The organism is Paenibacillus sp. FSL K6-2862, assembly GCF_038005125.1.
Taxonomy (GTDB): Bacteria; Bacillota; Bacilli; order Paenibacillales; family Paenibacillaceae; genus Paenibacillus; species Paenibacillus illinoisensis_A.
The window spans coordinates 6,432,719-6,457,335 of record NZ_JBBOSN010000001.1; the positions used below are offsets into that span (position 1 = coordinate 6,432,719).

Annotated in this window: 24 protein-coding genes; 9 read left to right on the forward strand and 15 right to left on the reverse strand. The window is 48.5% G+C overall.

The genetic code is table 11. The features are described from left to right. Positions 1-222: 222 nt before the first annotated feature. Together MHB82_RS29085 and MHB82_RS29090 are read right to left on the reverse strand one after the other, a co-directional pair. Entirely contained in the window at positions 223-579 is a 357-nt protein-coding gene (locus MHB82_RS29085; protein WP_341176476.1) for a nucleotide excision repair endonuclease, read from the reverse strand. A gap of 788 nt (positions 580-1,367) precedes the next feature. Then, on the reverse strand, positions 1,368-2,603 hold the full coding sequence (locus tag MHB82_RS29090) for an MFS transporter (protein ID WP_341176477.1): 1,236 nt from the start codon (positions 2,601-2,603) through the stop codon (positions 1,368-1,370). Positions 2,604-2,963: 360 nt separating this feature from the next. Between MHB82_RS29090 and pdxR the strand changes: the two genes are divergently transcribed. Genes pdxR through MHB82_RS29105 form a run of 3 tightly spaced genes read left to right on the forward strand, consistent with a single transcriptional unit; the run spans position 2,964 to position 5,823 of the window. Further along, positions 2,964-4,415 (forward strand): MocR-like pyridoxine biosynthesis transcription factor PdxR, encoded by a 1,452-nt coding sequence (gene pdxR, locus MHB82_RS29095; protein WP_341176478.1) that lies wholly within the window; start codon positions 2,964-2,966, stop codon positions 4,413-4,415. A gap of 32 nt (positions 4,416-4,447) precedes the next feature. Continuing rightward, positions 4,448-5,368: a D-alanine--D-alanine ligase gene (locus MHB82_RS29100; RefSeq protein ID WP_341176479.1), complete on the forward strand. Its 921-nt coding sequence runs from the start codon at positions 4,448-4,450 to the stop codon at positions 5,366-5,368. After that, complete coding sequence (locus MHB82_RS29105) at positions 5,365-5,823, forward strand: GNAT family N-acetyltransferase (RefSeq protein WP_341176480.1); 459 nt, start codon at positions 5,365-5,367, stop codon at positions 5,821-5,823. Before MHB82_RS29100 ends, MHB82_RS29105 begins: the two co-directional genes overlap by 4 nt. Positions 5,824-6,069: 246 nt before the next feature. Here MHB82_RS29105 and MHB82_RS29110 read toward each other — a convergent pair whose 3' ends face one another. The 4 genes from MHB82_RS29110 to MHB82_RS29125 all read right to left on the reverse strand — a co-directional run bounded on the left by MHB82_RS29110 (position 6,070) and on the right by MHB82_RS29125 (position 10,193). Next, positions 6,070-7,545, reverse strand: a complete 1,476-nt coding sequence (locus MHB82_RS29110) for a GNAT family N-acetyltransferase (protein WP_341176481.1) — start codon at positions 7,543-7,545, stop codon at positions 6,070-6,072. Positions 7,546-7,794: 249 nt separating this feature from the next. Further along, the gene (locus MHB82_RS29115) at positions 7,795-9,282 is read right to left on the reverse strand and encodes a copper amine oxidase N-terminal domain-containing protein (RefSeq protein WP_095360251.1); all 1,488 of its coding nucleotides are present in this window, start codon (positions 9,280-9,282) and stop codon (positions 7,795-7,797) included. A gap of 196 nt (positions 9,283-9,478) precedes the next feature. Continuing rightward, the gene (locus tag MHB82_RS29120; RefSeq protein WP_341176482.1) at positions 9,479-9,604 is read right to left on the reverse strand and encodes a hypothetical protein; all 126 of its coding nucleotides are present in this window, start codon (positions 9,602-9,604) and stop codon (positions 9,479-9,481) included. Positions 9,605-9,725: 121 nt separating this feature from the next. Then, positions 9,726-10,193 (reverse strand): YfbM family protein, encoded by a 468-nt coding sequence (locus tag MHB82_RS29125; protein ID WP_341176483.1) that lies wholly within the window; start codon positions 10,191-10,193, stop codon positions 9,726-9,728. 160 nt (positions 10,194-10,353) lie between these two features. Between MHB82_RS29125 and MHB82_RS29130 the strand changes: the two genes are divergently transcribed. The 3 genes from MHB82_RS29130 (at position 10,354) to MHB82_RS29140 (ending at position 13,235) form a co-directional block, all read left to right on the forward strand. Continuing rightward, positions 10,354-10,818, forward strand: coding sequence for a DUF4385 domain-containing protein (locus MHB82_RS29130; RefSeq protein ID WP_110758278.1), 465 nt, complete (start codon positions 10,354-10,356; stop codon positions 10,816-10,818). A 111-nt stretch (positions 10,819-10,929) separates the two neighbouring features. Then, on the forward strand, positions 10,930-12,690 hold the full coding sequence (locus MHB82_RS29135) for a cellulase family glycosylhydrolase (RefSeq protein WP_341176484.1): 1,761 nt from the start codon (positions 10,930-10,932) through the stop codon (positions 12,688-12,690). Then, positions 12,687-13,235 carry a hypothetical protein gene (locus MHB82_RS29140; protein ID WP_341176485.1) on the forward strand — a complete coding sequence of 183 codons (549 nt, stop codon included), beginning with the start codon at positions 12,687-12,689 and terminating at the stop codon, positions 13,233-13,235. The genes MHB82_RS29135 and MHB82_RS29140 overlap by 4 nt, the downstream gene beginning before the upstream one ends. Before the next feature lie 66 nt (positions 13,236-13,301). Here MHB82_RS29140 and MHB82_RS29145 read toward each other — a convergent pair whose 3' ends face one another. Continuing rightward, the gene (locus MHB82_RS29145) at positions 13,302-14,096 is read right to left on the reverse strand and encodes an SDR family NAD(P)-dependent oxidoreductase (protein ID WP_341176486.1); all 795 of its coding nucleotides are present in this window, start codon (positions 14,094-14,096) and stop codon (positions 13,302-13,304) included. 192 nt (positions 14,097-14,288) lie between these two features. On the opposite strand from MHB82_RS29145, the gene MHB82_RS29150 reads away from it, so the two are divergent. Continuing rightward, positions 14,289-14,948, forward strand: a complete 660-nt coding sequence (locus MHB82_RS29150) for a TetR/AcrR family transcriptional regulator (protein WP_095360257.1) — start codon at positions 14,289-14,291, stop codon at positions 14,946-14,948. A 117-nt stretch (positions 14,949-15,065) separates the two neighbouring features. On the opposite strand, the gene MHB82_RS29155 is transcribed toward MHB82_RS29150, so the two are convergent. Both MHB82_RS29155 and MHB82_RS29160 read right to left on the reverse strand, forming a co-directional pair. Further along, positions 15,066-16,127 (reverse strand): LLM class flavin-dependent oxidoreductase, encoded by a 1,062-nt coding sequence (locus tag MHB82_RS29155; RefSeq protein ID WP_341176487.1) that lies wholly within the window; start codon positions 16,125-16,127, stop codon positions 15,066-15,068. A gap of 174 nt (positions 16,128-16,301) precedes the next feature. Then, a complete protein-coding gene (locus MHB82_RS29160; protein ID WP_341176488.1) occupies positions 16,302-17,114 on the reverse strand; it encodes a class I SAM-dependent methyltransferase in 813 nt (270 codons plus the stop codon). Between the two features lie 115 nt (positions 17,115-17,229). Between MHB82_RS29160 and MHB82_RS29165 the strand changes: the two genes are divergently transcribed. Beyond that, complete coding sequence (locus MHB82_RS29165) at positions 17,230-17,406, forward strand: hypothetical protein (protein WP_341176489.1); 177 nt, start codon at positions 17,230-17,232, stop codon at positions 17,404-17,406. A gap of 129 nt (positions 17,407-17,535) precedes the next feature. Here the strand turns inward: MHB82_RS29165 and MHB82_RS29170 are convergent, their stop codons facing one another. Then, positions 17,536-17,877, reverse strand: coding sequence for a zinc ribbon domain-containing protein YjdM (locus MHB82_RS29170; protein ID WP_095290698.1), 342 nt, complete (start codon positions 17,875-17,877; stop codon positions 17,536-17,538). Positions 17,878-18,180: 303 nt separating this feature from the next. Between MHB82_RS29170 and MHB82_RS29175 the strand changes: the two genes are divergently transcribed. Then, positions 18,181-19,347, forward strand: a complete 1,167-nt coding sequence (locus MHB82_RS29175) for a VanZ family protein (RefSeq protein ID WP_341176490.1) — start codon at positions 18,181-18,183, stop codon at positions 19,345-19,347. 125 nt (positions 19,348-19,472) lie between these two features. Here the strand turns inward: MHB82_RS29175 and MHB82_RS29180 are convergent, their stop codons facing one another. The 5 genes from MHB82_RS29180 to MHB82_RS29200 all read right to left on the reverse strand — a co-directional run bounded on the left by MHB82_RS29180 (position 19,473) and on the right by MHB82_RS29200 (position 24,606). Next, positions 19,473-20,933 (reverse strand): carboxylesterase/lipase family protein, encoded by a 1,461-nt coding sequence (locus tag MHB82_RS29180; protein WP_341176491.1) that lies wholly within the window; start codon positions 20,931-20,933, stop codon positions 19,473-19,475. A gap of 181 nt (positions 20,934-21,114) precedes the next feature. Beyond that, a complete protein-coding gene (locus MHB82_RS29185; protein ID WP_341176492.1) occupies positions 21,115-22,116 on the reverse strand; it encodes a metallophosphoesterase family protein in 1,002 nt (333 codons plus the stop codon). Continuing rightward, entirely contained in the window at positions 22,116-22,451 is a 336-nt protein-coding gene (locus tag MHB82_RS29190) for a DMT family transporter (protein WP_095290695.1), read from the reverse strand. Before MHB82_RS29190 ends, MHB82_RS29185 begins: the two co-directional genes overlap by 1 nt. After that, positions 22,448-23,215: an HAD family hydrolase gene (locus MHB82_RS29195; RefSeq protein ID WP_341176493.1), complete on the reverse strand. Its 768-nt coding sequence runs from the start codon at positions 23,213-23,215 to the stop codon at positions 22,448-22,450. The genes MHB82_RS29190 and MHB82_RS29195 overlap by 4 nt, the downstream gene beginning before the upstream one ends. Positions 23,216-23,229: 14 nt before the next feature. Beyond that, positions 23,230-24,606: an ABC transporter substrate-binding protein gene (locus tag MHB82_RS29200; protein ID WP_110758263.1), complete on the reverse strand. Its 1,377-nt coding sequence runs from the start codon at positions 24,604-24,606 to the stop codon at positions 23,230-23,232. Positions 24,607-24,617: the final 11 nt, after the last annotated feature.

The following is a 24,617-nucleotide window of genomic DNA, read 5'->3' on the forward strand; positions in this document are numbered from 1 at the left end:
TCAATCTTTAAAACCAATCTTTACGTTCTTCATGTTCTACTACATTTCCAGTGATCTGCTATTCATATCTTTCTATGTTCAAGTACAGACTTGGATGCAATCGGTCGATCACATCCTTATCCATCGTTACAACCCTGTAGGACATATGTCCCAGGGGTAAAACCTTTTTTTAGCTTGATACAGGCAAATGCTAGTTGTTGCTGTAGTTACTAGGCAGAAGACTTAGTTGTAGAACACTTTGTCTACATTGTATTTCGCACGCATCGTATTAATGATATAGGTCTCATAAATTTCACGGTCTACGGCATCTTCCACCAGACAAACTTCAATGGTCGCCACTTCTTCCCGGTGGTTCTTCATTGGAGAAACGGTATCCTCAAAATGCTTCTTGATCCGCGGTCTCAATTTTCGTGCTTTCCCGACAAATAACAGCTCACCATCGGCATTGTAAAACATGAAGATTCCACCCTTTTCACGCGTGATCAGGTGAAAATCGGTGAAACCGTAGATGTGGCTAAGCTGCGGGTTTTTCTGCTTGGTGATGGTTACATCCGGTGTTGGTACGGTAATCTGAATCATTGGGTTCACTTCCTCATTATCTATAGGCTTACATCCTATCATACATTATTACAGGAAACCATTTCATTCTATAAGATGCACAATTCACGCTATTTTCAACTATTACGACAATAATTTCAAAAAAAAGGTTAACTTCCCTGATTCAAAGTGGTACTATAGGGGTATGAGGAAGAAATTGGGCACTAAGACATATGTCTTTATATCTACTTCAGTCTATTGTACCCTATGAATCATGATCTTTTTCATACTGTATTCTGTAATGTGCGCACCACAACAAGAGGACAGTTAGCACGTATTGCAAGTCTGTAGCTTTTAGGATTCATCATCAATACGACCCTTGCAGCAAGCAAAAGTAGAAAGAGATTAATTGTAGATTGTAACGTAGAAAGAGAAGTAGATGTAGAAGTACGAAGTGGATTTGAATTAGAAAGCCTGCAATTCCAGTCAGCAAGGAACAACTAGATCCACGTAGAAGAACCGATAGCTATCGATCCTAGCAAAGAGAAGAATGGTCATGCCATGCAATCTTAGTAAGTCATAACTTCATAACAGCAGATCTATATAGAACTGGATCAAGCTACACCCACAGCCCGGCACGAAGCCAGGGCTTTTTTACGTTGTCCTCCTTAAACCATTTATAACAACCTCCGTATACTTAACCCAAACCTCATTGATTCTTGAGTTCGCAGTATATTTAAAAGAAAAAAGAGACGCCGACCAAGCGGCACCTCTTAAACTGTCCCAGAAAAATCCATCTATGAGACGATAGCGGAGAGCCCCAGATTCCCTTACAAATGGGCTTTCTCCCTCCCCCGACTCAAATAAATCATTAAAAACATAAACGCAGCAGCAAAAGAAGCCGTAATGATCCAGATCGGAATCCGTGGATCGAGCGCATACGCCCAGCCTCCCACGATACCGGCCGGGGAAGTAAGCAGCAGGATCACGACGGAAAGCATCGAGAATACCTTCGCTCTTTTTTCGTCGTCGATCGCATTCTGGACGGCCGCTTCGAGGTACGGCGAGCTGATCATCAATCCGACGGCGGCAAGCACGGTACTCAAACCAATCCAGACCAGATTCGACGTTGGCCACAGCACCAGCATTACGTTCGAAAGCATGGACAGCGCAAAGCCCGCCATCATGGAGCGCGTTTCGCCTTCGGCCGGAATCTTCGGCATGATAAGCCACAGCGCGAGCAGCATAATAATAGAAGAAACGGCGGGAACGAGCGAGATCAGTCCGCTATCCACTTTCAGATAGTCAGCCAGATACAACGAAAGATAGGTCGTTTTAAGCGTCATTTGGAAGTTGAACAGGATATAAACAACGAAGATCAGCATCAGGCTGCGGCTGGCGAACAGGTCTCGGATCGCGCCGCTGTAATCGATCAAACTCTTTTTGAGCCCGAGTTCCTTCGTCTCTTTCATTTTCCGATAGCCCATTTCCGTTTCCTTCGTGGTCAGGTGCCGCCCGATGAATTGGAAGGTCATCAGCACCGAACACAGCACATACATGATCCGTGTGCCGTCCACCAGTCCATAATAATCGACCAGCAGACCGCCGAGCGGAGCGAACAAACCGCCGACGACGCCGATGATTTGAAGCAGCGTGAAAACGTAAGTCCGATCCTTTTTCGGGGTATCCTCGACAATCAAGCAATAAAAGGCAACATGCGGAACCCGCTGAAGCCCGTTGATGAATGTCGCAATGACGAAGAACCAGACGTTTTGCGAAAAGGCAAAGATCAGCATCGCTACGCTCCAACTAAGCACGTCGAAGATGAGGATGGCGCGCTTGCGTCCCATTCGGTCGGTCAGATATCCGCTCATGAATGATGACAGCACCTGCACGATTAGCCCGAGCGTGGTAATCCAGCCAATATTGGTCTCGGTAACGCCCAGCTCATACATGTACAGCGTAGCGTAAGTCGCCATCATGCTGTACGGAATCAGGAAAAACGGTTCGAAAGCGAGGCAGCCTCGGCTGTTGCCGCGAAGTCTCGGGAAAAGCATTCTTGCCATGCGGGATATCCTCCGGTGTCGTCATAGTAAATTTAAAGCGTTTTCGGTCATACTAAAATATAGGTTACTATAGAAAAAGCAAGAAAAATAGAGGCATTGAAAAAGAAATTAACGGGATGATAAGCGGCCGGGAAACACTCCTTCCGTCGAAGCCTTACTTTGCGACTCGTCACGAAAAACGTCTCGCCGGATCGGTGACGTCCTCATTCGGCGGAAATAGGTCATCGGAAAGCTCATACGCTTTGATGCTTTTTTACATGTGCATGGATATATAACCACCTCGTGACGGAATCAGAGGTATCGTGGTTCTTTCTGTGAGGTTTATAATATGGCAAGATAGCAAACAGAGGGAGTGATGGGATGTATTCCGATCTGCAACTGACGGAGGACCGCCCTGTATATATACAAGTCAAAGATTATATGAAGCGATTGATGCTCAAAGGCGGACTGCAGGCAAAGCAAAAGCTGCCTTCCACACGTGAACTCAGTACACTGATGAAGGTTAGCCGCAGCACCGTCCTGCTTGCTTATGCCGAGCTTGAAGAAGAAGGTCTGATCTATGCGGTGAAAGGCAAAGGGAACTACGTCAGCCCCATGATTGAAACGCCTGAGCCAACCAATGGCTGGCAGTTGGATTGGAAGAGCCGCGTAAGCGACTATGCGATCCAGGCGGAACAATACGACCTGATGAAACACGGTTCCGGTGCAGAACGTGGCGAGATCTCGTTTACCAGTATTGCGCCTGATGAAAAGCTGTTTGATCTGCATAATGTGAAACGGGCATTCCTTGATCGCATGTCTCTCGAAGGCGAAGTGCTGCTGAACTACGGATATGCACAAGGCTACCGTCCTTTGATGAACTATCTGCTCCGGTACATGGAGAACAAGGGCGTTGACCTGACCGGCAAGGATATTCTTATTACCAACGGATTCACGGAAGGCTTCGATCTGGTGCTTGGTGCCTTGCGCAGACAAAGCGGCAGAGCTCTATGCGAGAACCCTACCCATCATACGGCAATCAAAAATCTGAAGCTTCATGAGTTCAACCTCACAGGCGTGGACATGGAGCCGGACGGACTCAATCTGCAGCAGTTGGAACATGAACTGTTCACAAGTTCGTATGATCTGGCCTATTTGGTACCTTCTTATCACAATCCAACCGGAACGGTGACTTCTCCTGCCAAACGTGCAGAGATTATCCGGTTAATGAATCAATACGAAGTGCCTATTATTGAGGACGGGTTCAATGAGGAACTGCGTTATTCCGGTTCCCACATCTCCCCTCTCATCGCTAGTGCGGGCAAGGGCAATGGACTGGTTTATCTGGGCAGCTTCTCCAAAGTACTCTTTCCCGGGCTGCGGGTAGGCTGGGTCATTGCAGATGCAGCACTGATTGATTATTTGGAAAGCATGAAACGGGCCCGCAGCATTCACACCTCAACACTGGACCAATCCCTGCTCTACCAATACTTGAGCAACGGTAATTTTGAGAAGTATCTGAAGCGGGCCCGCACGGAATATAAGCGGAAATATGAACTGGTCGTGCGCTGCTTGCGCAAGCATCTGCCCATGTGCCAGATCTCCGGCGAGGGTGGTTTGCATTTGTTTGTGCAATTTCCTCCGGGATACCGAACCCGGGAATTGCTGGCTGCCTGCAAGGTGAAGGGTGTGACCTTCACGCCAGGCGATACTTTTTATCTGGAACCAGGTCAGGGGTTAAATACGATGCGCTTGGGCTTCTCCAGGGTCAGCGATGAGAATATTCGCAAAGGTATCCGTATCATTGGTGAGACCGCGGCTCAGATGAGCTGAAGCAGCTGAATAACAACATGGGAGGATTACACATGAAGGTTGGCGTGATTATGGGCGGTACATCTTCCGAGCGGGATATTTCCCTGCTCACCGGACAGGAGATGATTGCCCATCTGGACAGAGATAAATATGAGGTCATTCCGATTGAGCTAAGCAGCAAACGGGATCTGATCGACAAACCAGCGGGTATTGATGTGGCCTTACTCGCGCTGCATGGCAAATACGGCGAAGACGGTACAGTTCAAGGGACCCTGGAGTCGCTTGGCATTCCATACACCGGTTGCGGCGTCTTGTCCAGCAGTGTATGTATGGATAAGGATATGTCCAAACAGCTCATGCACCATGCGGGCATACCTACTGGAACGTGGGTGCAGGTGAACCATCTGGAAGAACTGTCATCTACGGCGGTGCAGCAGTTGATGTATCCCGTCGTTGTGAAGCCCAACTCAGGCGGCTCCAGCATTGGCACCCAGGTTGTTCAAGAGCCTTCATCTCTTCAAGCTGCGGTTGAAGCCGCACTTAAATGGGATGACACGGTCATGATTGAACAATATATCGCAGGGGATGAAATTACCTGTGCCATTGTAGATGGCAGGATGCTCCCGATCATCTCCATTCGTTCAAGCGCCGAGTTCTTCGATTACAGTTCCAAATATAATGACGGTGGTGCCGAAGAACAGGTGATTCAGCTCCCTGCCGACATCCACAAGCGCGTGGAAGATGCCGCACTTGCCTGTTACCGTGTGCTGAAATGCAGCGTCTATGCCCGCGTAGATATGATCATCCGTGATGGCATGCCTTATGTGCTCGAAGTCAACACGCTTCCAGGTCTTACCCGTAACAGTCTGCTGCCCAAAAGTGCAGCTGCTGCAGGCATTTCCTTTACGGAGCTGCTGGATACCATCATTGAACTCTCACTGAAGGAACGAAATAAGGAGGCACAGCTATCATGAGCCAGGATGTAACAGTACGCAGCAGTTCAACGGAAGATCTGCAGGATATGGTCATTCTCATGGACCAACTGGGCTATCCCACGACGTATGCTGAAATGCAGGAGCGTTATGCCCACATTGCGGCTGATGCAAATTTTAATACGTTCGTCGCCGAGGTTCGTGGACGTGTGGTCGGATTGATTGGCATGCAAACCTCTTACCTGTATGAGAAAAACGGTCAGCACTGCCGCATCCTGGCACTCATCGTGCATGACCAGTTCAGAGGCACCGGGATAGGCCGTCAGCTGATTCTGGCAGCAGAGCAATGGGCCGCCAGCCAAGGCATAGACTCGCTCTCCTTGAACAGCGGTAACCGTCCCGACCGTGAAGCAGCTCATGAGTTCTATCGGCAGATGGGCTTTACCGCAGGGAGCACTGGATTCAGCAAAAAGCCGCAGGCTCTTCAGCATGCCTAATATTCGATCATACTAATAAAAGCGCCTGTCCCCAACAACTTGCTGGGAACAGGCGCTTTCTGATGACGGAGATTGCACTTCATATTGGGCTGACTGTGCACCCGACATAAGCGATCTGGTTTGGCACGGCATGAATGCCGCCTACAAAGGAAGTGTTAACAATGTAGCCTTCTCCCTTTTTTTCATCACAGGTAGTAATGCTTCAATCCGTAAAATACACCTGATATCGATAACCTTGGCAATGATTCACCTTTCTTCTTTCAGGGAATCGTAGGCTGCAAACAGGTCTTCTATGGCAACTCCATTGATTTTCATCCCTTCGACTTGACACTGTTCCAGCCGAACCCCTGTAAGATCGCAATGGAGGAAGCGGCTGCCCCCAAGATCGCAGTGCGCCCAGTTCATGGGCACTTTATTCACCCCAAGATGGGTATCACGAAATTGCACACCATCCATAGCCACAAATTCAACGCTACTATTGGTTAATCTCAGATCGGCAAGTAGCACTTCAGTCATATTGAGATTGGTAAATTTGCTGCGAGTCATATTACAGTCTGTTATTCTGCTATCAGCCAGATTGCTGGAACTGAATCTCGTCCCTTCCAGGTTTGCCTGATAGAATTCAGCATTCAGCTCATCTGTACCAACCTGCGGAGATCCAGCCAGATAGGGCTGAGTACTCGTCTTGGATAATCTTTTCTCGTATCCGTACTCATCAGTCGATGCATACGTACGGACATAACCAGCTTTTTCGTAAAAGTGATGATTACCAGGCTGCCTCCCCGAGGTCTCCAGCTTCCATACTTCAATCTGGGGATACTCGGCTTCAATGAGCTCTAGGACCTGAGATCCTAAGCCAAGTCCCTGGCTAACCGGGTCGATGAATATTTTGTCCAGTCTTGCATGTTTATGTCCAAGCACATTAATGCTAACTCCTCCAATGGGGCATCCGTTCAATTCCACAACATAATAATCCCACTCACGAAGGACGTAATTGTGGAGACGGATTGAAGAATAATTAGGCGGACACAGGTTGCTGTCCAAATCTCCCTCTCCCTTGGACCAAATCCTCATCGCATGCTCGAACGCACGCTTACAGATTTCAGCGAGTACAGTATCATCCTCTTGTCTCGCACGGCGGAGCCGAATCACGAATTGATTTTTCATTAAATTTGCCTGCTCAGTTTGTTCCTTATTTTTGAACCGTTCAAAATAATCATAGTCTGCTCCGTCAGTAAGTCTCCTGCGGGTAACATAACGAAATCCTGTACGCTCAAGCACCTTGCGAGATGGCACGTTGAACGGCTTCACAATGCCAACAATTCGATTCAGCTGGGTATGCTCGAACAAATACGTCGTCAGGGCGTGCACGGCTTCCGTAATGTACCCTCTATTCCGGTAACCCTTGGAGAGGGCGTAGGCCATTTCACGGTCACTGCTGTCCAGCATGTCATTCGGGAAAACGCCACACCAGCCGATAATACGCTGATCCTCGTTATGCTCAACAGCCAACATAATACGTACATCTGCCGGGTTAAATCGCTCGTAGCTGCCCACGACAAACTGCAGGAAATCACGCAATTGTTCCTCGTTCATCTTCCAATCAGGAAGGATATCTGTAATCTCAGGTTGCTGGGTAAACATACGTAATACGGCCTGGTCTTCCAGCGAGAATGGACGCAGGGTAATGTTCTGGCATTGGATGATAAGTTGACTTTTCATATATAACACCTCTGGGGATTTATTGGGGATGACACGACAAAAAGGAGTACCTCCAATAGAGGCACTCCCCGATTCGTTTCATCATTTCAGAAACGCCGAAGCTCCTCGTAATGGGTAAAAAAGGACACACGTATCCCGTAAACGTTCTAACGGATTTTTACGCGTTGTACTCTTCTCAACCATTACAAGGAATCTGGCATACTCTGAAATCCCCTCTCGCACATACAAATGTCGTACAGATGTTATAACTTATGGCCGATCGATAAAGATCCAGCCGGTTTCTTTTTCCTTATCCACGGTTGCGCCAAGAGACTCTGCCATGAAGCGCAGTGGAACGTAAGTCTTACCGTTTTTGCCCACATAGGCGGATTCAACCATGGTTACTTCCTTGCCTGCAACCGTTGCATTCTTGGAACCCACAGTCAGGACAATTTCATTGCCCGTAATGTCGTCAGTAACAACGATGGTATCCGATCCCTTGGTCCATTTCACTTCAGCATCCAATTCCTCGGACAGGTAACGAAGAGGAACGAATGTTGTGTTTTTCACTGTAATGGCACCGTAGACCTCATCTTCCGGATACAGCATAATGCTCTTCCGAGTGATGCCGGCTTCGTCTTTCAGCAGCTGGTACACGACGGAATTCGAATCAAAGTTGCGAAGCATCTGTCCAGGAGTGATGTCTTGCTTCATCAGATCGATTACGCCACCTGTTGTATCAACCGCATCCACGGTTACCGCCCCACCGATATTCCACTGCTCGCTGTCTGCGTATAGAGTCACGGATTGCAAAGGCAGATCCTCGGAGGCAGGCAGTGCCACTTTCAACTCAGCATTTTGCTTACGGATGTTCAGCGCACTGTCGAGATAGAAATCGAGTTTAAACGTTGTATCTGTGCCAAATACCGTCTTCAGCTCAGGTACCTCATTCAACAATTCGTTCAGCCCTTGATCATAGTTAACCAGAAGCTCGTCGAGTCCTGCCTTGATCATCGGGTACATGGTGGCAACAGCTGCCTCTTTGGATTCTGGCATCAAGGAGGTCATGGCTCCTGCGTCCACTTCTTCCACCTGATTCATTGCTGTCAGCAGTGGATAGAACACCTCATATAGATCGCCGATCAGATCCTTGAGTCCTTGCTCATCCTGGGCAACACTTGTCAGGAACGGTTTAACCATGGCAAGAATCTCTTCTCCAGTGATCTCCATATGGAGCTTGGAGAGGCTGAGGGACTCACCGTTCACCGATTCCTGTACAGGCGTAACAGAGATATTTTTCGGATTGGACAGATGCTTCAGGACAAAGGAAAGCAATTTGGGAGAGAGCTCCTCGATCTGCTTTTCCAGAGCCTTGGTGTCCATCATCGGAAGTGTTTGCGCGCCTTCCAGAGCCTCAAGTGATATGTACAGCGGCTTCTGCGCACCGTCCAGGTCGATCACCATTTGGGTTTCATCCATGGAAAGGTGGAAAGGAAGTTTGGTTCCTTGGAAACTCACCGAGCCTTGGATTGATGCCGTTTGGGCATCCTTCACTTTGGCATTCTCAATGTCCAGGGATACGGAATTAATAAGTTCAATCATTTCGTTGTCTTTCTCGGTAGCGAATTCTTTAGCCGGCTCTATGTTAATGTGCATGGATTGTTTAGATTCACCGGATTTTACGTTTGTACTGTTGGCCATGGCTTTACCAATATCCACACCACCAACAGCCTGACATCCCGTAAGCGCCACCATCATCAAAACGAGTGGTACGGCGATCCACTTGGCTAACCTTCGATTTTTGATACGATCTCCTCCTTAGGAAAAATGTGGTTCATTCCTATTATGAGGCCATCAGGTAAATGTTGTAAACCACTGGATCGTAAAAACGCCAAAAAAGGCCGGAAATGTGTCCGACCTTTGGATAAGAATTTATTGTAGACGACCTCGTACATTACTCTTTGGTTTCCTCGTCAACCTCTTCAGTCGGTTCATTGTCCTCTGTCGTTACAGGGGTTTCAAATGGATCCGGCTCGTCGTCTTGAATGGCTTTGTTCTCTTCATTCTGGTCCTGTGTCATACCGCAATCCCTCTCTTCTACCGGATTTTCGTGATGATCATCAAGGCAATCGCCTTATTTTTATCAATAACCCGAACCGAAGCAGCTTAAACATGAAGGAGCGTCACCTTTATGAGCCGTTTCAGAAAATATAAAAGACAATTCCATTCCCGGCGGCTGCTGTTGCCTGATATAGAGCCTGAACGTCATTCATTGTTTGAACGATCTCTGTGAACGTCTCATCTGCATCCCAGCCTTCCATGACCGGATAGACGCCTTCCGTAATCATTTGGTCCAGGTCAAAACGTACCTTCAGTTCATCGGGGTCCAGCTGCTCCAGAGCCATATAGGCTTCCAGCACCTGTTCGTTCGAGAGCAGAAACAGATCCATGTCCGAATAATTCCCCAAATATTGTTCCCCTGACATCGGCACCACATATCCGAGAGGCGGCTCTCCGTCCACCAGGTTACCAGTTAAGGTGAACTGAAGCATCTGCCACGTTTTATCAATATCCAGATCAACGGAACAGTCATGCACACTGATCTCGCCTGATTTGATCGATTCAATCAACTCGTCTGTCACCACAAGATATCTGCCAGACATTCCCATATCATGATCCCTCCTATGGTTTTACTCCTCTGTCCCCCATTAACCGTGTATGTTCCAAAAGAATCGGGGTAAAAAGAGGTAGAAGTTATATCACTATTACAGAATTCCATGTTCAAGCATGGCAATACCATACATGTTATCTCAAGGAGGGACCACACCGATGAAAAAATTCGATTACACCTTGAATTACGAAGAGCTCGATTTGCGCAAACATCCAGAGCTATATACCGTCGGACGGGGGGAGCAGGGCGTGCTGATGGTGGAACCCTACAAGAGCGAGATTCTGCCCTATTGGCGTTTTAAAACACCCGAGATCGCGACCGAATCATCGGAGAAGATCTACGAGCTTTTTTTGGAATATAAGAAAAAGGATGATTTCGTTGGCATGGATATGGCGCGCAAGTTTCTGCAGATGGGATATACACGGGCCCGGAGATATACAAACCATAAAGGTGGACGCAAATATTCGAAAGAGGACGGTTCAATTCTTCCCTATCAGAATGACAAAGTGAAAGCGGAAGCTGCAGCCATCTTCAAGGCACAGTGGGAGATTGCCAAGACTGATCCCGATTATATTGAAATGAAGAAGCAGCATCGCGATAAGTACGAATCGGAGAACGAATAGGCACTTGGGTAAAAAATACATGGCTCATCCCGATACTCCTTTTGATATAATGCTTTACGTCAATCTATAGGACGAAAACATAATGAGATCACTCAAGCTAAAGGAGCCTCCATGAAATTACCTAGTCGCCCTATCTCCATCACACTGACATGCATCGCGATGTATCTGTTCATCCTGCTGCCATTACCTGCGTCTGCAGCCCAATCCGAGCTTGAGAGACAGCATGAAATGACCGCCTTCGGTCCACTGCAAACAGTTGTGGATCAGATGCAGCCCGGATGGAACCTCGGCAACTCATTGGATACGGTAGGCCCCGATGAAACCTACTGGGGTAATCCACGCGTTACTCCGGAATTAATGGGAAACATTGCCGCTCAAGGATTCAAAAGTATACGAATCCCCGTTACTTGGGACCAGCATATTGGTGCCGTCCCGGATTACCGGATAGATCCTGCTTACATGGCACGGGTCCAGGAAGTGATCAAATGGGCACTGGATGCCAATCTGTACGTCGTGTTGGATCTCCATCATGATTCTTATCTCTGGATCAGTCAGCTGGAAACCGATCATGACCAGGCACTCGCTCGTTACACAGCAGTGTGGACCCAAATTGCGAATCAATTCAAGGATGCTCCACTGAGGCTGATGTTCGAAAGTGTGAATGAACCGCGCTTCAATCGTGGAATCACTCAGGCGGGTGATATGGGAGCAGGAAGCAATATCGATGAGCCAAGGCAGCTTGCCCTTTTGCATGAATTAAACACGGCGTTTGTGAAGCTGATTCGCAGCACAGGCGACAATAACGAAGAGCGTCCACTTTTGCTGCCTACACTTGAGGGTTCACCGACACAGGCAAGGCTGAACAGTTTGAGGCATAACATCATTGAACTGAAAGACAAAAACCTGATTGCCACCGTGCATTACTATGGTTACTGGCCATTTAGCGTTAATATCGCAGGACACACCACGTTTGATACCGATACCAAGAATGATGCGGCCAACACGTTTAACAATATGTACAGGACACTCGTCACGCAGGGAATTCCGGTCATTCTTGGCGAGTACGGACTTCTGGGATTCGATAAACATACGGATGTTATTGAACAGGGCGAGAAGCTAAAATATTTCGAATTCATCGGGCATGAGCTGAAGGACAAAAAGATCGCGTCCATATTGTGGGACAATGGCCAGCATCTGAACCGGGAGACGTATGTGTGGTCCGATCCGGCTCTATTCGAGATGATTCAGGCAAGCTGGACAGGCCGTTCTGCTATTGGAGATCGTGATCTGCTGTACCTGAGACAAGGCTACCCCATTCAGGATACGGAGCTGACAGTCAAGTTAAATGGAACCAAACTCGTATCGCTCTATGCGGGTGAGCAGCTGTTGAAACAAAACGCAGACTATTCATTCAGCGGGAGTAGGTTGGTTATCCAAGCAGATGCATTATCCCGTATGGTTAGCAAGGGCGACCAGCTCGGCAAACAGGCCATCATCACGGCGAAGTTCAATCAAGGCGCAGACTGGACATGGAAGCTCGTCGTATCGGCCAAGCCCGAGCTGGAGAATGCATTCGGTACTACAGAGGCTTTCTCCATCCCAACGCTCTTTCATGGCGATCAACTCGCTACCATGGAGGCCGTCTATTCCTCTGGAGAGTTTACTGCTCCGCAGAACTGGACTCCTTACAAAGAATTCCTGACTACATTTGCACCTTCTTATGAAACAAATCAACTGATTCTGCAGCCGGAATGGCTCAATGAACTGCAAATTGGGCAGATTGATCTGGCCTTCCATTTCTGGAGCGGTGAGGTCATTCACTATACGCTGTTCAAAAACGGGAACCAGATAACAGGGAAGGCACTTCATTGATGAACCGTACAGCCAGGCGTAGAATGGACAGCATGGTATGTCTGCGAGCGGGAAGTTCGCAAGGCTGTGAAGAAGGTGATGACATGTTATGGGTAATTGGGGTCCTCGGTATCGTTCTACATACGCTGTGCACGACAGGAGCCGGTGTAGGAATGGTGATAGGCTTCGTTTTTTTCCTGGTTGGTTTCGGGGAGATGAAGAACAAGTCACGTAACCTCAGCAGTCTACTGCTGAGCAAGGATACGCTGATGATCGTGGGAACGATGGGTGTTGTGCTTGTTTATTTTCTTCTCTCCTGCTGGAATCTGAAAATGATTGGTGATGCAACCTTTCCTGGTCTGCTGGGTTCCGCAATCAGGGAAATCTCCGTGAGACAGCTGCTTACTGCAGCAGTCTTGTACGCGTTCTGGACAATGATCAGCTTATACTGGCTGCTTCCGAAAGTATTCAGCTTTGATAAATTAGACCTGAAAATTCAGCTGATTGCACTCGGTGCAGCAGGAGCCAGCATTCTGTATGGCATTATTAAAATGGTTATGACATAAACGCTGACAGCAAGGATGTTTGCTGCCAGCGTTTTTCCTATCGATTCAGGCCCGTGCCCTTTGTGCTTATCCATTCTGAGGACGCGGAGTCAGCATTCCTCCAACCACTCGCAGGATCTGTCTGCGTGGTAAAACACGGGCCAATTGAGCCGTCCAGTAATTCGATGCACCCGGCACAGCGTAAGGCTTACCCGATTTCAATGCCTTCATCGCCACTTCTACCACATGCTCAGGCGTATCCCGTTTTCCAACAGAGGCTTCTTCGGCGTTTACAACATCAAAGAAGGACGTCTCTGTCGCACCGGGACATATGGCCAAAAAGCGAACTCCACGCTGTCTATTCTCTTCGTATAATGCTTCTGTGAAGGAAAGAACGAATGATTTGGTTGCCCCGTATACAGCCATAAACGGATCAGGCTGAAAGGCTGCCGTGGAAGAGACATTGATCACCGTTCCATTGCGCGTTTGCAGCATTGCCGGCAGGAATAGATGGGTCATGTTTGTTACAGCCAGTACATTAAGCAAGATCTCCTCCTGCTGGCGCAAGCCATCCACCTGTTCAAACCACCCATGTGTTGCAAAGCCTGCATTATTTATTAAGGTATCCACACGTATGCCCCGATTTTTACATTCATCATAGATCTGCTGTGGTGCATTCACTTCAGAGAGATCTGCTACGATGACCTCTGCTCTCACTTTATATGTTCGTTCTATGCGTTCTGCCAGCTGCTTCAGTTTTGCTTCCGATCTGGCCACAAGCACGACATGATGTCCCTTTGAAGCCATTTCCAATGCAAAAGCCTGTCCGATACCCGAGGAGGCTCCAGTGACTAGAGCCCATTGATTTTGAATATTTCTCATTTTTATCCGTCCTTTTGTTCATCTGTTTTTTATTAGAAACATTGTTTCCTAATGAAAACATAGTATCCTCATTTTTTTATCCTGTCAATTCACATTTGGGAAATTGACGATATCAGGCACAAACAGTAGAATACTCATAAGAAACGCAGTTTCCGTTAGAAAACAAATATAACGCTACGAGGATGAACATAAATGAAAGATCACTCATCAAAATCTAAGGAGTCGATTCATACGGTAACGACTTTTCAGGAAGCAAGACTCCAGCATTCCGAAAATCTGCGACAAAATATTGTGCATGCTGCTGCTGCACTATTACAGGAACACGGGCCTGAAGCGGTTACGGTACGACGTGTGGCAGAACGGATGGAGTGCTCCACCAAGATCATCTATAACCTTTTTGGCAAGAAAGAAGGGTTGGCTAAATATCTCTATTTGGAGGGTTGCATACTCCTGTCTCAGTCTTTTGAGGCCGTGCCGCAGCAAACTTCATACCAACAGCATTTTCGCGCGCTTGCCTATGCCTACTGGGATTTTGGCATGACGCAATCCAGCTTCTATCAGCTGATGTTTGGTGGATCATTTGCCGAGTTCAAACCGGATGCAGAGAGTCTGGAGGGAACCGCAACCGCGATGAAACAGCTCATTAATTTGGTAGAAGCAGCAAGTAAGCAGGAGATGCTTCAGGAAAAGGATTCCCTGCTTGCCGTTCAAATGATCTGGGCCCCCCTGCATGGTGTCATTCATCTGTACCTGGGAGGCCACTTGGAGAGTGAAGCTGCCGCCAAAAATCTCTATGATCATACGCTGTCCATGATTGTTCAATCTCTCTTTGGAACAAACACCAAAAAATAATTATTGTCCATAACACAAAAAAGGAGTGAGGCCCAGCTTGATATGCTGAGTCTCAACTCCTTTTTTATATTAAAACAATTGATATTCTAATTTCTCTAATCGGGCGAACGGGCAGAATTAACGCGCTTCACCATTCTCTGCTTCCCAACGTGCAATTTCATTGCGAACGATTGGAGCAACCTCTTTACCAAGCAATTCAATGGCTCTCATCACCTCATTATGCGGCATTGTGCCGAGAGGGGTGTGCAGCATGAAACGAGTGATGCCGACTTCCTTGCGCAGGTAAATAATCTTTTGAGCCACCGTCTCTACGTCACCAACGTACAGTGCACCTTCAAGGCTGCGTGCAGCATCAAATGTTGCACGGCTGTAGTGTCCCCAGCCACGTTCACGGCCCAGTATGTTCATGACAGCCTGTGCTGGCGGGAAGAATTTCTCAACCGCCTCATCCGTCGTATCCGCGATAAAACCGTGAGAGTGTGATGCCACTGTCAGTTTGGAAGCATCATGCCCTGCATGGGCTGCAGCCTTTTTGTACAACTCTACCAGTGGAGCAAATTGAACCGGACGACCACCGATAATCGCGAGTACCAGCGGCAGACCGAGCAGACCTGCGCGGACAACCGATTCCTGATTACCGCCACTTCCGATCCATACCGGCAGCTTCTCCTGTACCGGGCGCGGATAGATGCCCAGGTTGTTGAAGGAAGGACGATGCTTGCCTTCCCAGGTTACCTTTTCCGAATCACGAAGCTTAAGCAGCAGATCCAGTTTCTCATCGAATAACTCGTCGTAGTCGTTCAGATCATAGCCGAAAAGAGGGAAGGACTCGATAAACGAACCCCGGCCCGCCATAATCTCCGCACGTCCATTCGAGATGCCGTCCAGCGTTGCAAAATCCTGAAATACCCGTACCGGATCATCCGAAGACAGTACAGTCACGGCACTGGTCAGCCTGATGCGCTTGGTCTGTGACGCTGCTGCTGCCAAAATTACTGCCGGGGATGATGCTGCATAGTCAGCACGATGATGCTCCCCTACGCCGTATACATCCAGACCGACCTCGTCAGCCAGGACAATCTCTTCTACTACATCACGAATACGCTGTGCGTGACTTATAAGTTCTCCGGTTTTCACATCTGGATTTGTCTCGACAAAGGTACTAATTCCGATTTCCATGTTCTGTTCCTCCCTGTTTATGAAGCGATCCGTCGCTCATCTAACCTATTGTAAGTAGATCACCTTTTGTTATGTATCTTAATATTGAACTATTTTGAAGAAAAACACAAGAGCCCTCTTTCTCCAGAGGGCATGATTTTGACATATTATTCTCTATTTCTGTGACATTCATGATTATTTCTTGGTCCCGATGTACAGCAGGTGAGAGGAAATCCCCAGAATTGTAGGATCTTCTGCCTTCTCAATCATGAATTGGATTAACTCCTCATGCTCCCCGCGCTCTTTCCAATACTGCTGCTGTTCTGCTGTGAGCATGGCCCCCAGGCTGGATGATCCAATCAAATTCACCGTTTCGAATCCGTGCTGCTCCATGAATGGTTGAATATCCTGAATGTTAAAATAATAAGCCCCTGTGAATCGGCCCTGATCCTGATGGTCGAATGTCCCCTTTTCCATAAAAGCACGAATGGCACCCATATGATCATTCGGTTTCCAGTGCTGGGGAGACTGCAGCGAGTTAATGGCCATTCGCATTCGGCTCTGCATCGCGATGTACACCATGCCGCCTCGCTTTGTTACCCGGTGTAGTTCCCTTACAGCCGCCACCCGGTCCTGTTCAGTCTGGAGATGATACAACGGCCCCAGCATCAGCGATGCATCGTATGTATCGTCAGCCAGCCCCTCCAGACGGGTTGCATCCAGTACATGGAATCCCTCGAACTGCTTCGTCAGATCATACGCCTTAGCCTTCTGCCTAGCGATATCCACGGAAGCAGGTGTCAAGTCTGACAAGGTTACTCGGTAGCCATCCCTCGCAAGCTCCATTGCGTATTTCCCTGGCCCTGCGCCATTATCCAGAACAAGTCCAGCTGCAGGGAGATGGGCCCTAATGTAATGCATGTTAATGATGAACTCCAGCGGCTCACGCTCCAATCTTCCCCACTCGTCAAACCCGGAATAATAGTCAATAATGCGTTCTCTTGTCATTCACCCGACACCTGCCTTTTTTCATTTAGGGTCAAAAAATGCAAAAAACCTGCCACCTCAACTAAGAGGCGACAGGTATGACCTTCGCGGTACCACTCTTCTTCATCCATGAACCATGCCAAAGACAGATCTCTCTGTATCTACTGGACCACAGAAACTCAGGAACCTGATGACGGGGGTTAGCCGTCAGGATCTGATCTCAGTCCGTCTGAATGACTGCTGCTCAATCCTGCCGCTTACAGGCGAGTTGGGGATAGGTTGGACTGCCTTGCACCATACGGCAGTTCTCTGAGCCAGCCTTAGTCCTTAGTACTCCTGATCATTGCGTTTACCTGTTAAATTTCAGAAAGTATATATCAACCATATATTCCCTGTCAATTCTTCTCAGATGCTTCGTTCATGAAATACACTATGTAACCTTCTAGATCTTTTTCACAAATTCAGACTTCAGCTTCATCGCACCCAAACTATCGATTTTGCAGTCGATATCATGGTCACCGTCAATCAAACGGATATTTTTGACTTTGGTTCCTTGTTTGACAACCAGTGAGCTTCCTTTCACCTTCAGATCCTTAATGACTGTCACGGTGTCTCCATCATTCAGAACATTGCCGTTCGAGTCACGTACGACTTTAGTTTCTTCTGCACGCTCGGTTTCGGATTCCAACGTCCACTCATGTGCACATTCCGGGCATACCAGCAGATTACCGTCCTCGTATGTGTATTCGGAATTGCATTTGGGGCAGTTAGGTAAATTGGACATATTGTTTAAACTCTCCATTCCTTTTTTGGGCTTCTCGCAAGTATACGGGATTCCTCATGTTCCTTCCAGCGAATGGATCACGTTAAATCCATGTTATCCCCCATTCTGCGTTCGGTTAATGGAATTTAAACGAAATTTAAGGTTCACCTCTCCTTACTTTAAAGCGGATCCTATACGATATACCTATCCGGGAGAGTTTCCCGCGATATATCCAAATTTAGATTCTGATTCGTGTTAATTGCATATTCGCTTCCGGGTTCAGCCCGTCCATGAAATATATTTTTTCAAAAGGAGTTTCTTGTCATGTCAATGTCCATGTCTTCTTATGTTTTCCCTGTACAAACAGCTTTCTTTATTTTCGTGATCATCGCCATGTTTTTACTTGTTCCGTGGCTCATTTATGGTTATCGCAAAGACGGATTTTTCAGCTGGTCACGCTTTGCCATTAGTTTTTCGTTCATCTTTTATATACTCGCTGCGTATTGTCTCGTCATCCTGCCCTTTCCATCGACCCGCAATACGTGTGCCCAGCAGGCAGCCGATACGGTATATTACAATCTCGTTCCCTTCACTTTTGTCAAAGATATTATGAAAGAAACACCGATTGTATGGTCCCAGCCGTCCACCTATATGGGGATGATTCAAGGCAGGGCCTTTCTGCAAATTCTGTTCAACGTACTGCTGCTTATGCCTCTCGGCGTCTATATCCGGTACTTTTTTCAAAAGAAATCCTACTGGAAATATGCCCTGCTTGGTGGATTTGGACTTTCCCTGTTTTTTGAGATTACGCAAATCACCGGATTTTACGGTTATTACAACTGCCCTTATCGACTGTTCGATGTCGATGACCTGCTGTCGAATACGTCAGGAGCTGTACTTGGATTCTTCGCAGCTCCGATCCTGCTTGCTCTATTCCCGTCACGTGCCAGCATTCAGGCGAAAAGTGAGCAAATTGTGGAACAGAACAGAGTGTTCCCTATTCCTCAGCTGCTTGCACTAATCATCGACGGCGTGGTAGTGGTATTCTTATCGAATCTGCTCTCAATCTTTAGTCTATCCAGCGCCAATGTCATTAACAGTGCAGCCATTACAACCATCGCGATGCTCATTGTATTGTTTATCATTCCGAGTGTTCGGGATGGCAAAACGCCAGGCTCCGCCCTTATGCGCTTCCGGTATGTTCATAGGCAGACAGGGGAACCATCCATGCCGTCGCTGTTTAAACGCTGGCTTGCGCTTTATATGCCATGGCTCATTTTTACCATGATCCGACTTATCAACGATTATGCCTTTGTCAATAATGACTCGGTGCTTGAACCGTATAAAGTGTGGATTTCGATTGGGATGATCGGTCTCTATATGCTCATGTTCGGAGCACTCTTCATTCACGTCATATTGGTACTCTTCACTAGAGGTAGCCGTTCATTCTATTGTGATCATGTATCCAATATCAGAGCTTCCCGTAAGTGAATTGGGCAGTACATCGGACACTTTGGTCAGCAGCAGTGTATTGAATGGACAAAAGAAGGCGTCTTCCATCAAGCATGACGGAAGACGCCTTTGATCTGTATATGATGAAACTGTAATTCGCTCGTTTAAACGCCCAGCAGTTCCCGCTTGGATGACTCTGGGTCATGCGCAAGTTCAATTTCATGATTGAAGATCAACGTCGCGCGATTCTCCTCATAAGGAGGCCAGTTTACACCAGCCGTTTCCGGACGGCCATTCTTGGCAAAGGAAATCCAGGCATCCTGCACCTTGCCCGCCAGTTCTGCAGCGGCTGCATCCGGTTCGGCGTTCATGGATTTCAGCGCATGCAGTGTGTTAAAAGCAAAGAAGATATCAATGCTGTGGATCGACTTTCTCAGCAGCGGGTGTTCTGGCATGACCCAATCGAACCGGTACATCCACACCGGGGCATATTTCTGTTGAGCAGTCGCGTATTGAAGCGCCGAGCGCCAGAAGAACAGATCGGTCATCACCTGAGCCTGTCCGTCTGCCGTTTTGGGATAGCTGTCTGCAATCGCAGCACGATTCTCCAGATCCGGTGTCATGAAATCGACGGCCTGTACCATATCGATCTCTTCCGAATAAGGGACATGCGGCTGAATGAACAGCGCACCTTCATGCAGGGTGGTTCCAATCAATACTGGGATGCCTTGGGCAGCTCCCGCACGTATAGCCTCAAGTGGAGATTGTGGAAGCGTTACACCGTCCAGCACGGGCTGGAACAACAAAGCCATGGCAGCACCGCTATGTTTTTTAACCGTTTCGCCAGCAGCAAGGATCTGCTCTACCGGGATATCTTTCAGCTTATGCAGATCATCCTGGGTTACGCCCAGAACCTTCAATACACCGTTCCGGATCTCGGCAGCCTGCTCTGCAGGCATGAACTGTGATGCTCCGCTCTGCATAATAGCACGGTGGAACAAGCCCTTGGCCGCCGGCATGGCCATCAATGCAGCAATGCTCATACTGCCGGCCGATTCGCCGAATACAGTAACATTGCTCGCATCACCGCCAAAGGCTGCGATATTGTCCTGCACCCACTGCAGGGCAGCAACCTGATCCAGCAAGCCCACGTTGGTCGCATATCCTTCCCCAAGCGGAGCCATATGCATGAATCCAAGCGGGCCAAGACGATAGTTAATCGTCACAACGATGACATCGCCCCGCAGCACCAGATGGGTTCCATCATACAGGGGCTGGCTTCCCGCACCCGAAGTGAATGAACCTCCATGAATCCATACCATAACCGGGAGAGGATGTTGGCTTTCTTTTTCCGGTGCCCAGATGTTCAGATACAGACTGTCCTCCGACTCGGCAGGAGGCTCTCCGAATATCCCTTCCGCTTGTTGATGTCTTGGCTGTATATTTTCAGGTCCGAACTGCTTCGCTTCCCTGACTCCACCCCACGATTCAGGCGGAATCGGGGCTTGAAAGCGCAATTCGCCCACTGGCGGTTTGGCATAAGGGATGCCTTTCCATACACTCGCTCCATGCAGATGTTCTCCCTCAACTGTACCGTACCGTGTGTTAACTTGAAGTTCTCTCATGCGGCGTATACATCCTCTCTACTATCAAATGTTATACATACTATTGAGTATAGAGCCCCGCCAGACCAATTTACAAGTTTACCCAAAAAAGGCCGGGGTCGAGACGTTTCACGTGGAACTTTTATGTACACAACGAAAACTCCGCCAAGGCTTTGGGCGAAGTCTTCTATGCTCTGCTAACCTACAAGTCGACCTGTACTTTCACCGGATATAGGATCGTGTACTCTGCACCCTCAATCCATGTTCCCGTTAAATAGTCACGTCCTCTGACAACAACCTGATCGGTATACACATCCACCTGTAAACCCTGACTGCCCTCGAGATGCTCATCCTCATCCGTCCACAAGTACGCTACGGAAGCTGCATTAAACATCGTTGGCAAATGACCACCACCTTCGTACATGGTGCGCGGTGCCTCCAGCTGCCAATGAGTATGCCCCGAGAACAAAATTGCCTGAGGATAGCGACTCAAAATGGCCTTCACTTCAGCATCCTGGTTCACGCCAAACCATCCCTGATCTTTCATCGAACCCGCTACTGTATCCATCAGCGGCTGGTGCAAAAAGACAAAGATCGGCCGATCAGGCGATGCCTGTTCGGATAATGCTGCCTCCAGCCAATTCAGCTGTTCTGCAGACATATCGCAGTCCTTCGGATGGGGCTGCTCCGACCCCAAAAAGATATAATGATAACCTTCAATCCAATGGTCATGATAGGAACCCTTCATACCTGTGATGGCCTTGAACTCATTTAATCGTTTCTCCCAGATCCCTTCCGTCGTTATTAGGGCATCTGAAATTTCATTCTCCTCTTCCCTCATCTGATCTACATGGCCCAACACTTCACTGACCTCATGAGATGTCATTGTAGTTAGATTAATCGGGGGATCCTGCCAGAGGATGGATCCTATATCATGATTACCTAAGGTATAACGTATCTTGGGTAGTACATTCCGGTACATGTCCAGAATCCGTTCCAGTTCCTTGTATTCTTCCGGCAGACCGCGATCCGTCACATCACCCACATGCATGATTCCGCTGCTGTCCTTGTTATTCGATGTAATATCGGCTAGTGCCTTCTCCAGATGACGGTTGTAGATATGATCAGCTTGATCTCTCACATGAGTGTCCGTGATGACCTGGAAGCTGACTACCGGTTGCTCACGTGGTTGTTCATTTCCCATTAGGAATCACTCCATTTCAGTCCAATAATGCCAATCAGGATAAAGCCCATCCAGACGACGGACATCGCCTTCAGGCGTTCTCCCAGAAAGTAGTGTCCTACAACTCCAATCAGCGTAATGCCTACCCCCGACCAGATTGCATAGGCAACCCCTAGAGGCATATACTTCACTGCAAAATTCAGCAAGGTAAAGCTTGCTCCATAACAGACAAACATCAGAATGGAAGGCCACAGGCGGGTAAACCCATCCGAAACTCGCATCAGAATCGTACCGCTCAGTTCCAGTCCAATGGCCAGCGCGAGCAATATCCATCCTGTATAGGCATGGCTCGTCATCCAGTCACACCAACTTCGAGCAGTTCATGAAATGACCGTACCGTCAGGTCGGAGAGTCGAATCTGTTCAGGATCACCTACGGCAATCTTCCATGCTGCCCTTGCAGAGCGTGCCATTTCCATATCCCCGTCCGTATCCCCAATCACAACAGATTTGCTAACCGAGACACCCATGCGCTCACAGGCCAGCAATAACATGTCAGGAAACGGCTTGCCCCGTCCAACCTGATCGGTTCCCACAACTACGGAGAAAAAGGACTCGATACCCATCCACTGCAGATGACGCAGAGCACTCTCCGTCTCATCTGCAGTAACTACACCCATCTTCAAACCTTTGTCTCGGCATTGCTCCAAAAATGCACGCACTCCCGGAAGGGGCTGGACGGGACGTGCCTTATTCATGGCATATTCCGCCTGCAACAGACACTCCCTTACGATGATTTTGGCTTCTGCCCAGCTCAACCCTGCACGGTACCCATGCCACGTCAGTACGGCATAAACTTCCTCCATCGTTCCCATGGCAAGGGGCCCCCGTACATCATATCCATTCATCCGGCCTTGCTCGTCATGGCGTGTCCCCCAAATATGGGGGATCTCATCCTCAGCGAACGGAAGGCCACGTACGGCGAGCTCTTCCCTGAAGCTCTCCATTACACAATCTGTCCAGAACCCCCACATCACCGTAAAATCCAGCAGGGTTCCATCCTTGTCAAACAGAATGGCCTCAATCGGGGTAGACAGGTTTCCCAAGTTTAATTCAGACATCTTGTTTAAGCTCCTTATTTCACCCGATCCAGTTCCTTTTGAGCCTTCTCTTTGGCTTCCTTAAGGGCCTGTTCCGCAGGCATATTGTTAATCTGCACCTGGTCTGCCGCATCCTTCAACGCTTCGTTGATCTTGCCACCCGTCGGATCCTGGAATGGAGCAGAAGCATGTGCTGCTTGCTGCAGCGGAACCTTGATCTGTGGATTCTCTTCACTGAACGCTTTGAAATCCGGATCTTCCTGCGCAGACTGACGAACGGCGATGTAACCTGTGTTCATGGACCAAGCCGCTGTATTGGCCGTCTCCGAGAAATACGTCAGCCATTGATATGCCGCTTGCTGCTGTTCAGGACTTGCTGCAGCCGGGATTCCGGCCATGATGGCACTTGCTACCGGTTTGCCTTGTCCTACACCTTCCCAGCCCGGTTGCTCCATGGCTGCCACGATACTGAAGTCCAGGTCACCCTGATCACCGCTGGAGCCGGTGTAGCCTGCTGCTTTATTTTTCATGACATCATCAATTGTCTTGTACCAGTACTCCCAGCCTTGTCCGCCAAAGTGAATGCCCATGATCTTGTCATCGTGAATCCATTTGCGGAACAACTCCCATGTCTCTACCCACTCCGGCGAATCGATCATCACGGTCTTGCCGTCATCACTCAGAATTTGTCCGCCTTTGCCCAATACGGCATCCACCATGTTCTCATTGCCCCACATCGGTTCCCAGCCGTAGAAGGTTGTTTTGCCGTTCTCCTGCTTGGTCATCTTCGCGGCAGCTTCCGCCAGCGCTTCCCATGTCGTCAGACTTGCGGGGTCGATTCCATTCTCCTTCAGGGTATCCATCCGGTAATACATGACTTGGGTGGTTCCGTACATCGGTAAAAAGTACTGCTTGCCGTCTACTTTTCCTTGATCCAGGAAGGTTTGGACGTAGTCCTCTTTATCGAATTCCTGATCGGCAGCAATCATCTCGTCCATGGATGCATAATATCCTTTGCGAGCCCAGTCCATATTGGCACTGAGTACGGCTGCGGGTACCTTTTTGGAAGCAATCGCTGCCTGCAGCTTTTGTTCCGTCTCCGTATAGTCCGCTTGTACAATACCTTTCACGACAACCTCGTTCTGCGAGGCATTGAAGGCGTCAATCGTTTTCTTCATGTTATCTCCCAGGTTACCTCCCAGGCCGTACCAGAACTCAATCTCAACCGGACCGCTGGATGACGAGTCCGCCCCGCTTGCCGCTGCATCTGATCCTGTACCTGACCCGCTGTCCGCTGTAGAACCACAAGCCGTAATGAGGGCAAAGCTCGCCGCCAGTACCAGTGACATGCCGCCTTTCCACCTGAGCTTCCATTTTTTCCTCCACGCAGTACTCGCCAGACTCCAATTCATTTTGATTCCTC

Coding starts and splice junctions, on each gene's coding strand:
- MHB82_RS29085 (WP_341176476.1), bottom strand. CDS start 579: ATGATTCAGATTACCGTACCAACACCGGATGTAACCATCACCAAGCAG.
- MHB82_RS29090 (WP_341176477.1), bottom strand. CDS start 2,603: ATGGCAAGAATGCTTTTCCCGAGACTTCGCGGCAACAGCCGAGGCTGC.
- pdxR (WP_341176478.1), top strand. CDS start 2,964: ATGTATTCCGATCTGCAACTGACGGAGGACCGCCCTGTATATATACAA.
- MHB82_RS29100 (WP_341176479.1), top strand. CDS start 4,448: ATGAAGGTTGGCGTGATTATGGGCGGTACATCTTCCGAGCGGGATATT.
- MHB82_RS29105 (WP_341176480.1), top strand. CDS start 5,365: ATGAGCCAGGATGTAACAGTACGCAGCAGTTCAACGGAAGATCTGCAG.
- MHB82_RS29110 (WP_341176481.1), bottom strand. CDS start 7,545: ATGAAAAGTCAACTTATCATCCAATGCCAGAACATTACCCTGCGTCCA.
- MHB82_RS29115 (WP_095360251.1), bottom strand. CDS start 9,282: ATGATGGTGGCGCTTACGGGATGTCAGGCTGTTGGTGGTGTGGATATT.
- MHB82_RS29120 (WP_341176482.1), bottom strand. CDS start 9,604: ATGACACAGGACCAGAATGAAGAGAACAAAGCCATTCAAGACGACGAG.
- MHB82_RS29125 (WP_341176483.1), bottom strand. CDS start 10,193: ATGGGAATGTCTGGCAGATATCTTGTGGTGACAGACGAGTTGATTGAA.
- MHB82_RS29130 (WP_110758278.1), top strand. CDS start 10,354: ATGAAAAAATTCGATTACACCTTGAATTACGAAGAGCTCGATTTGCGC.
- MHB82_RS29135 (WP_341176484.1), top strand. CDS start 10,930: ATGAAATTACCTAGTCGCCCTATCTCCATCACACTGACATGCATCGCG.
- MHB82_RS29145 (WP_341176486.1), bottom strand. CDS start 14,096: ATGAGAAATATTCAAAATCAATGGGCTCTAGTCACTGGAGCCTCCTCG.
- MHB82_RS29150 (WP_095360257.1), top strand. CDS start 14,289: ATGAAAGATCACTCATCAAAATCTAAGGAGTCGATTCATACGGTAACG.
- MHB82_RS29155 (WP_341176487.1), bottom strand. CDS start 16,127: ATGGAAATCGGAATTAGTACCTTTGTCGAGACAAATCCAGATGTGAAA.
- MHB82_RS29160 (WP_341176488.1), bottom strand. CDS start 17,114: ATGACAAGAGAACGCATTATTGACTATTATTCCGGGTTTGACGAGTGG.
- MHB82_RS29165 (WP_341176489.1), top strand. CDS start 17,230: ATGCCAAAGACAGATCTCTCTGTATCTACTGGACCACAGAAACTCAGG.
- MHB82_RS29170 (WP_095290698.1), bottom strand. CDS start 17,877: ATGTCCAATTTACCTAACTGCCCCAAATGCAATTCCGAATACACATAC.
- MHB82_RS29175 (WP_341176490.1), top strand. CDS start 18,181: ATGTCAATGTCCATGTCTTCTTATGTTTTCCCTGTACAAACAGCTTTC.
- MHB82_RS29180 (WP_341176491.1), bottom strand. CDS start 20,933: ATGAGAGAACTTCAAGTTAACACACGGTACGGTACAGTTGAGGGAGAA.
- MHB82_RS29185 (WP_341176492.1), bottom strand. CDS start 22,116: ATGGGAAATGAACAACCACGTGAGCAACCGGTAGTCAGCTTCCAGGTC.
- MHB82_RS29190 (WP_095290695.1), bottom strand. CDS start 22,451: ATGACGAGCCATGCCTATACAGGATGGATATTGCTCGCGCTGGCCATT.
- MHB82_RS29195 (WP_341176493.1), bottom strand. CDS start 23,215: ATGTCTGAATTAAACTTGGGAAACCTGTCTACCCCGATTGAGGCCATT.
- MHB82_RS29200 (WP_110758263.1), bottom strand. CDS start 24,606: ATGAATTGGAGTCTGGCGAGTACTGCGTGGAGGAAAAAATGGAAGCTC.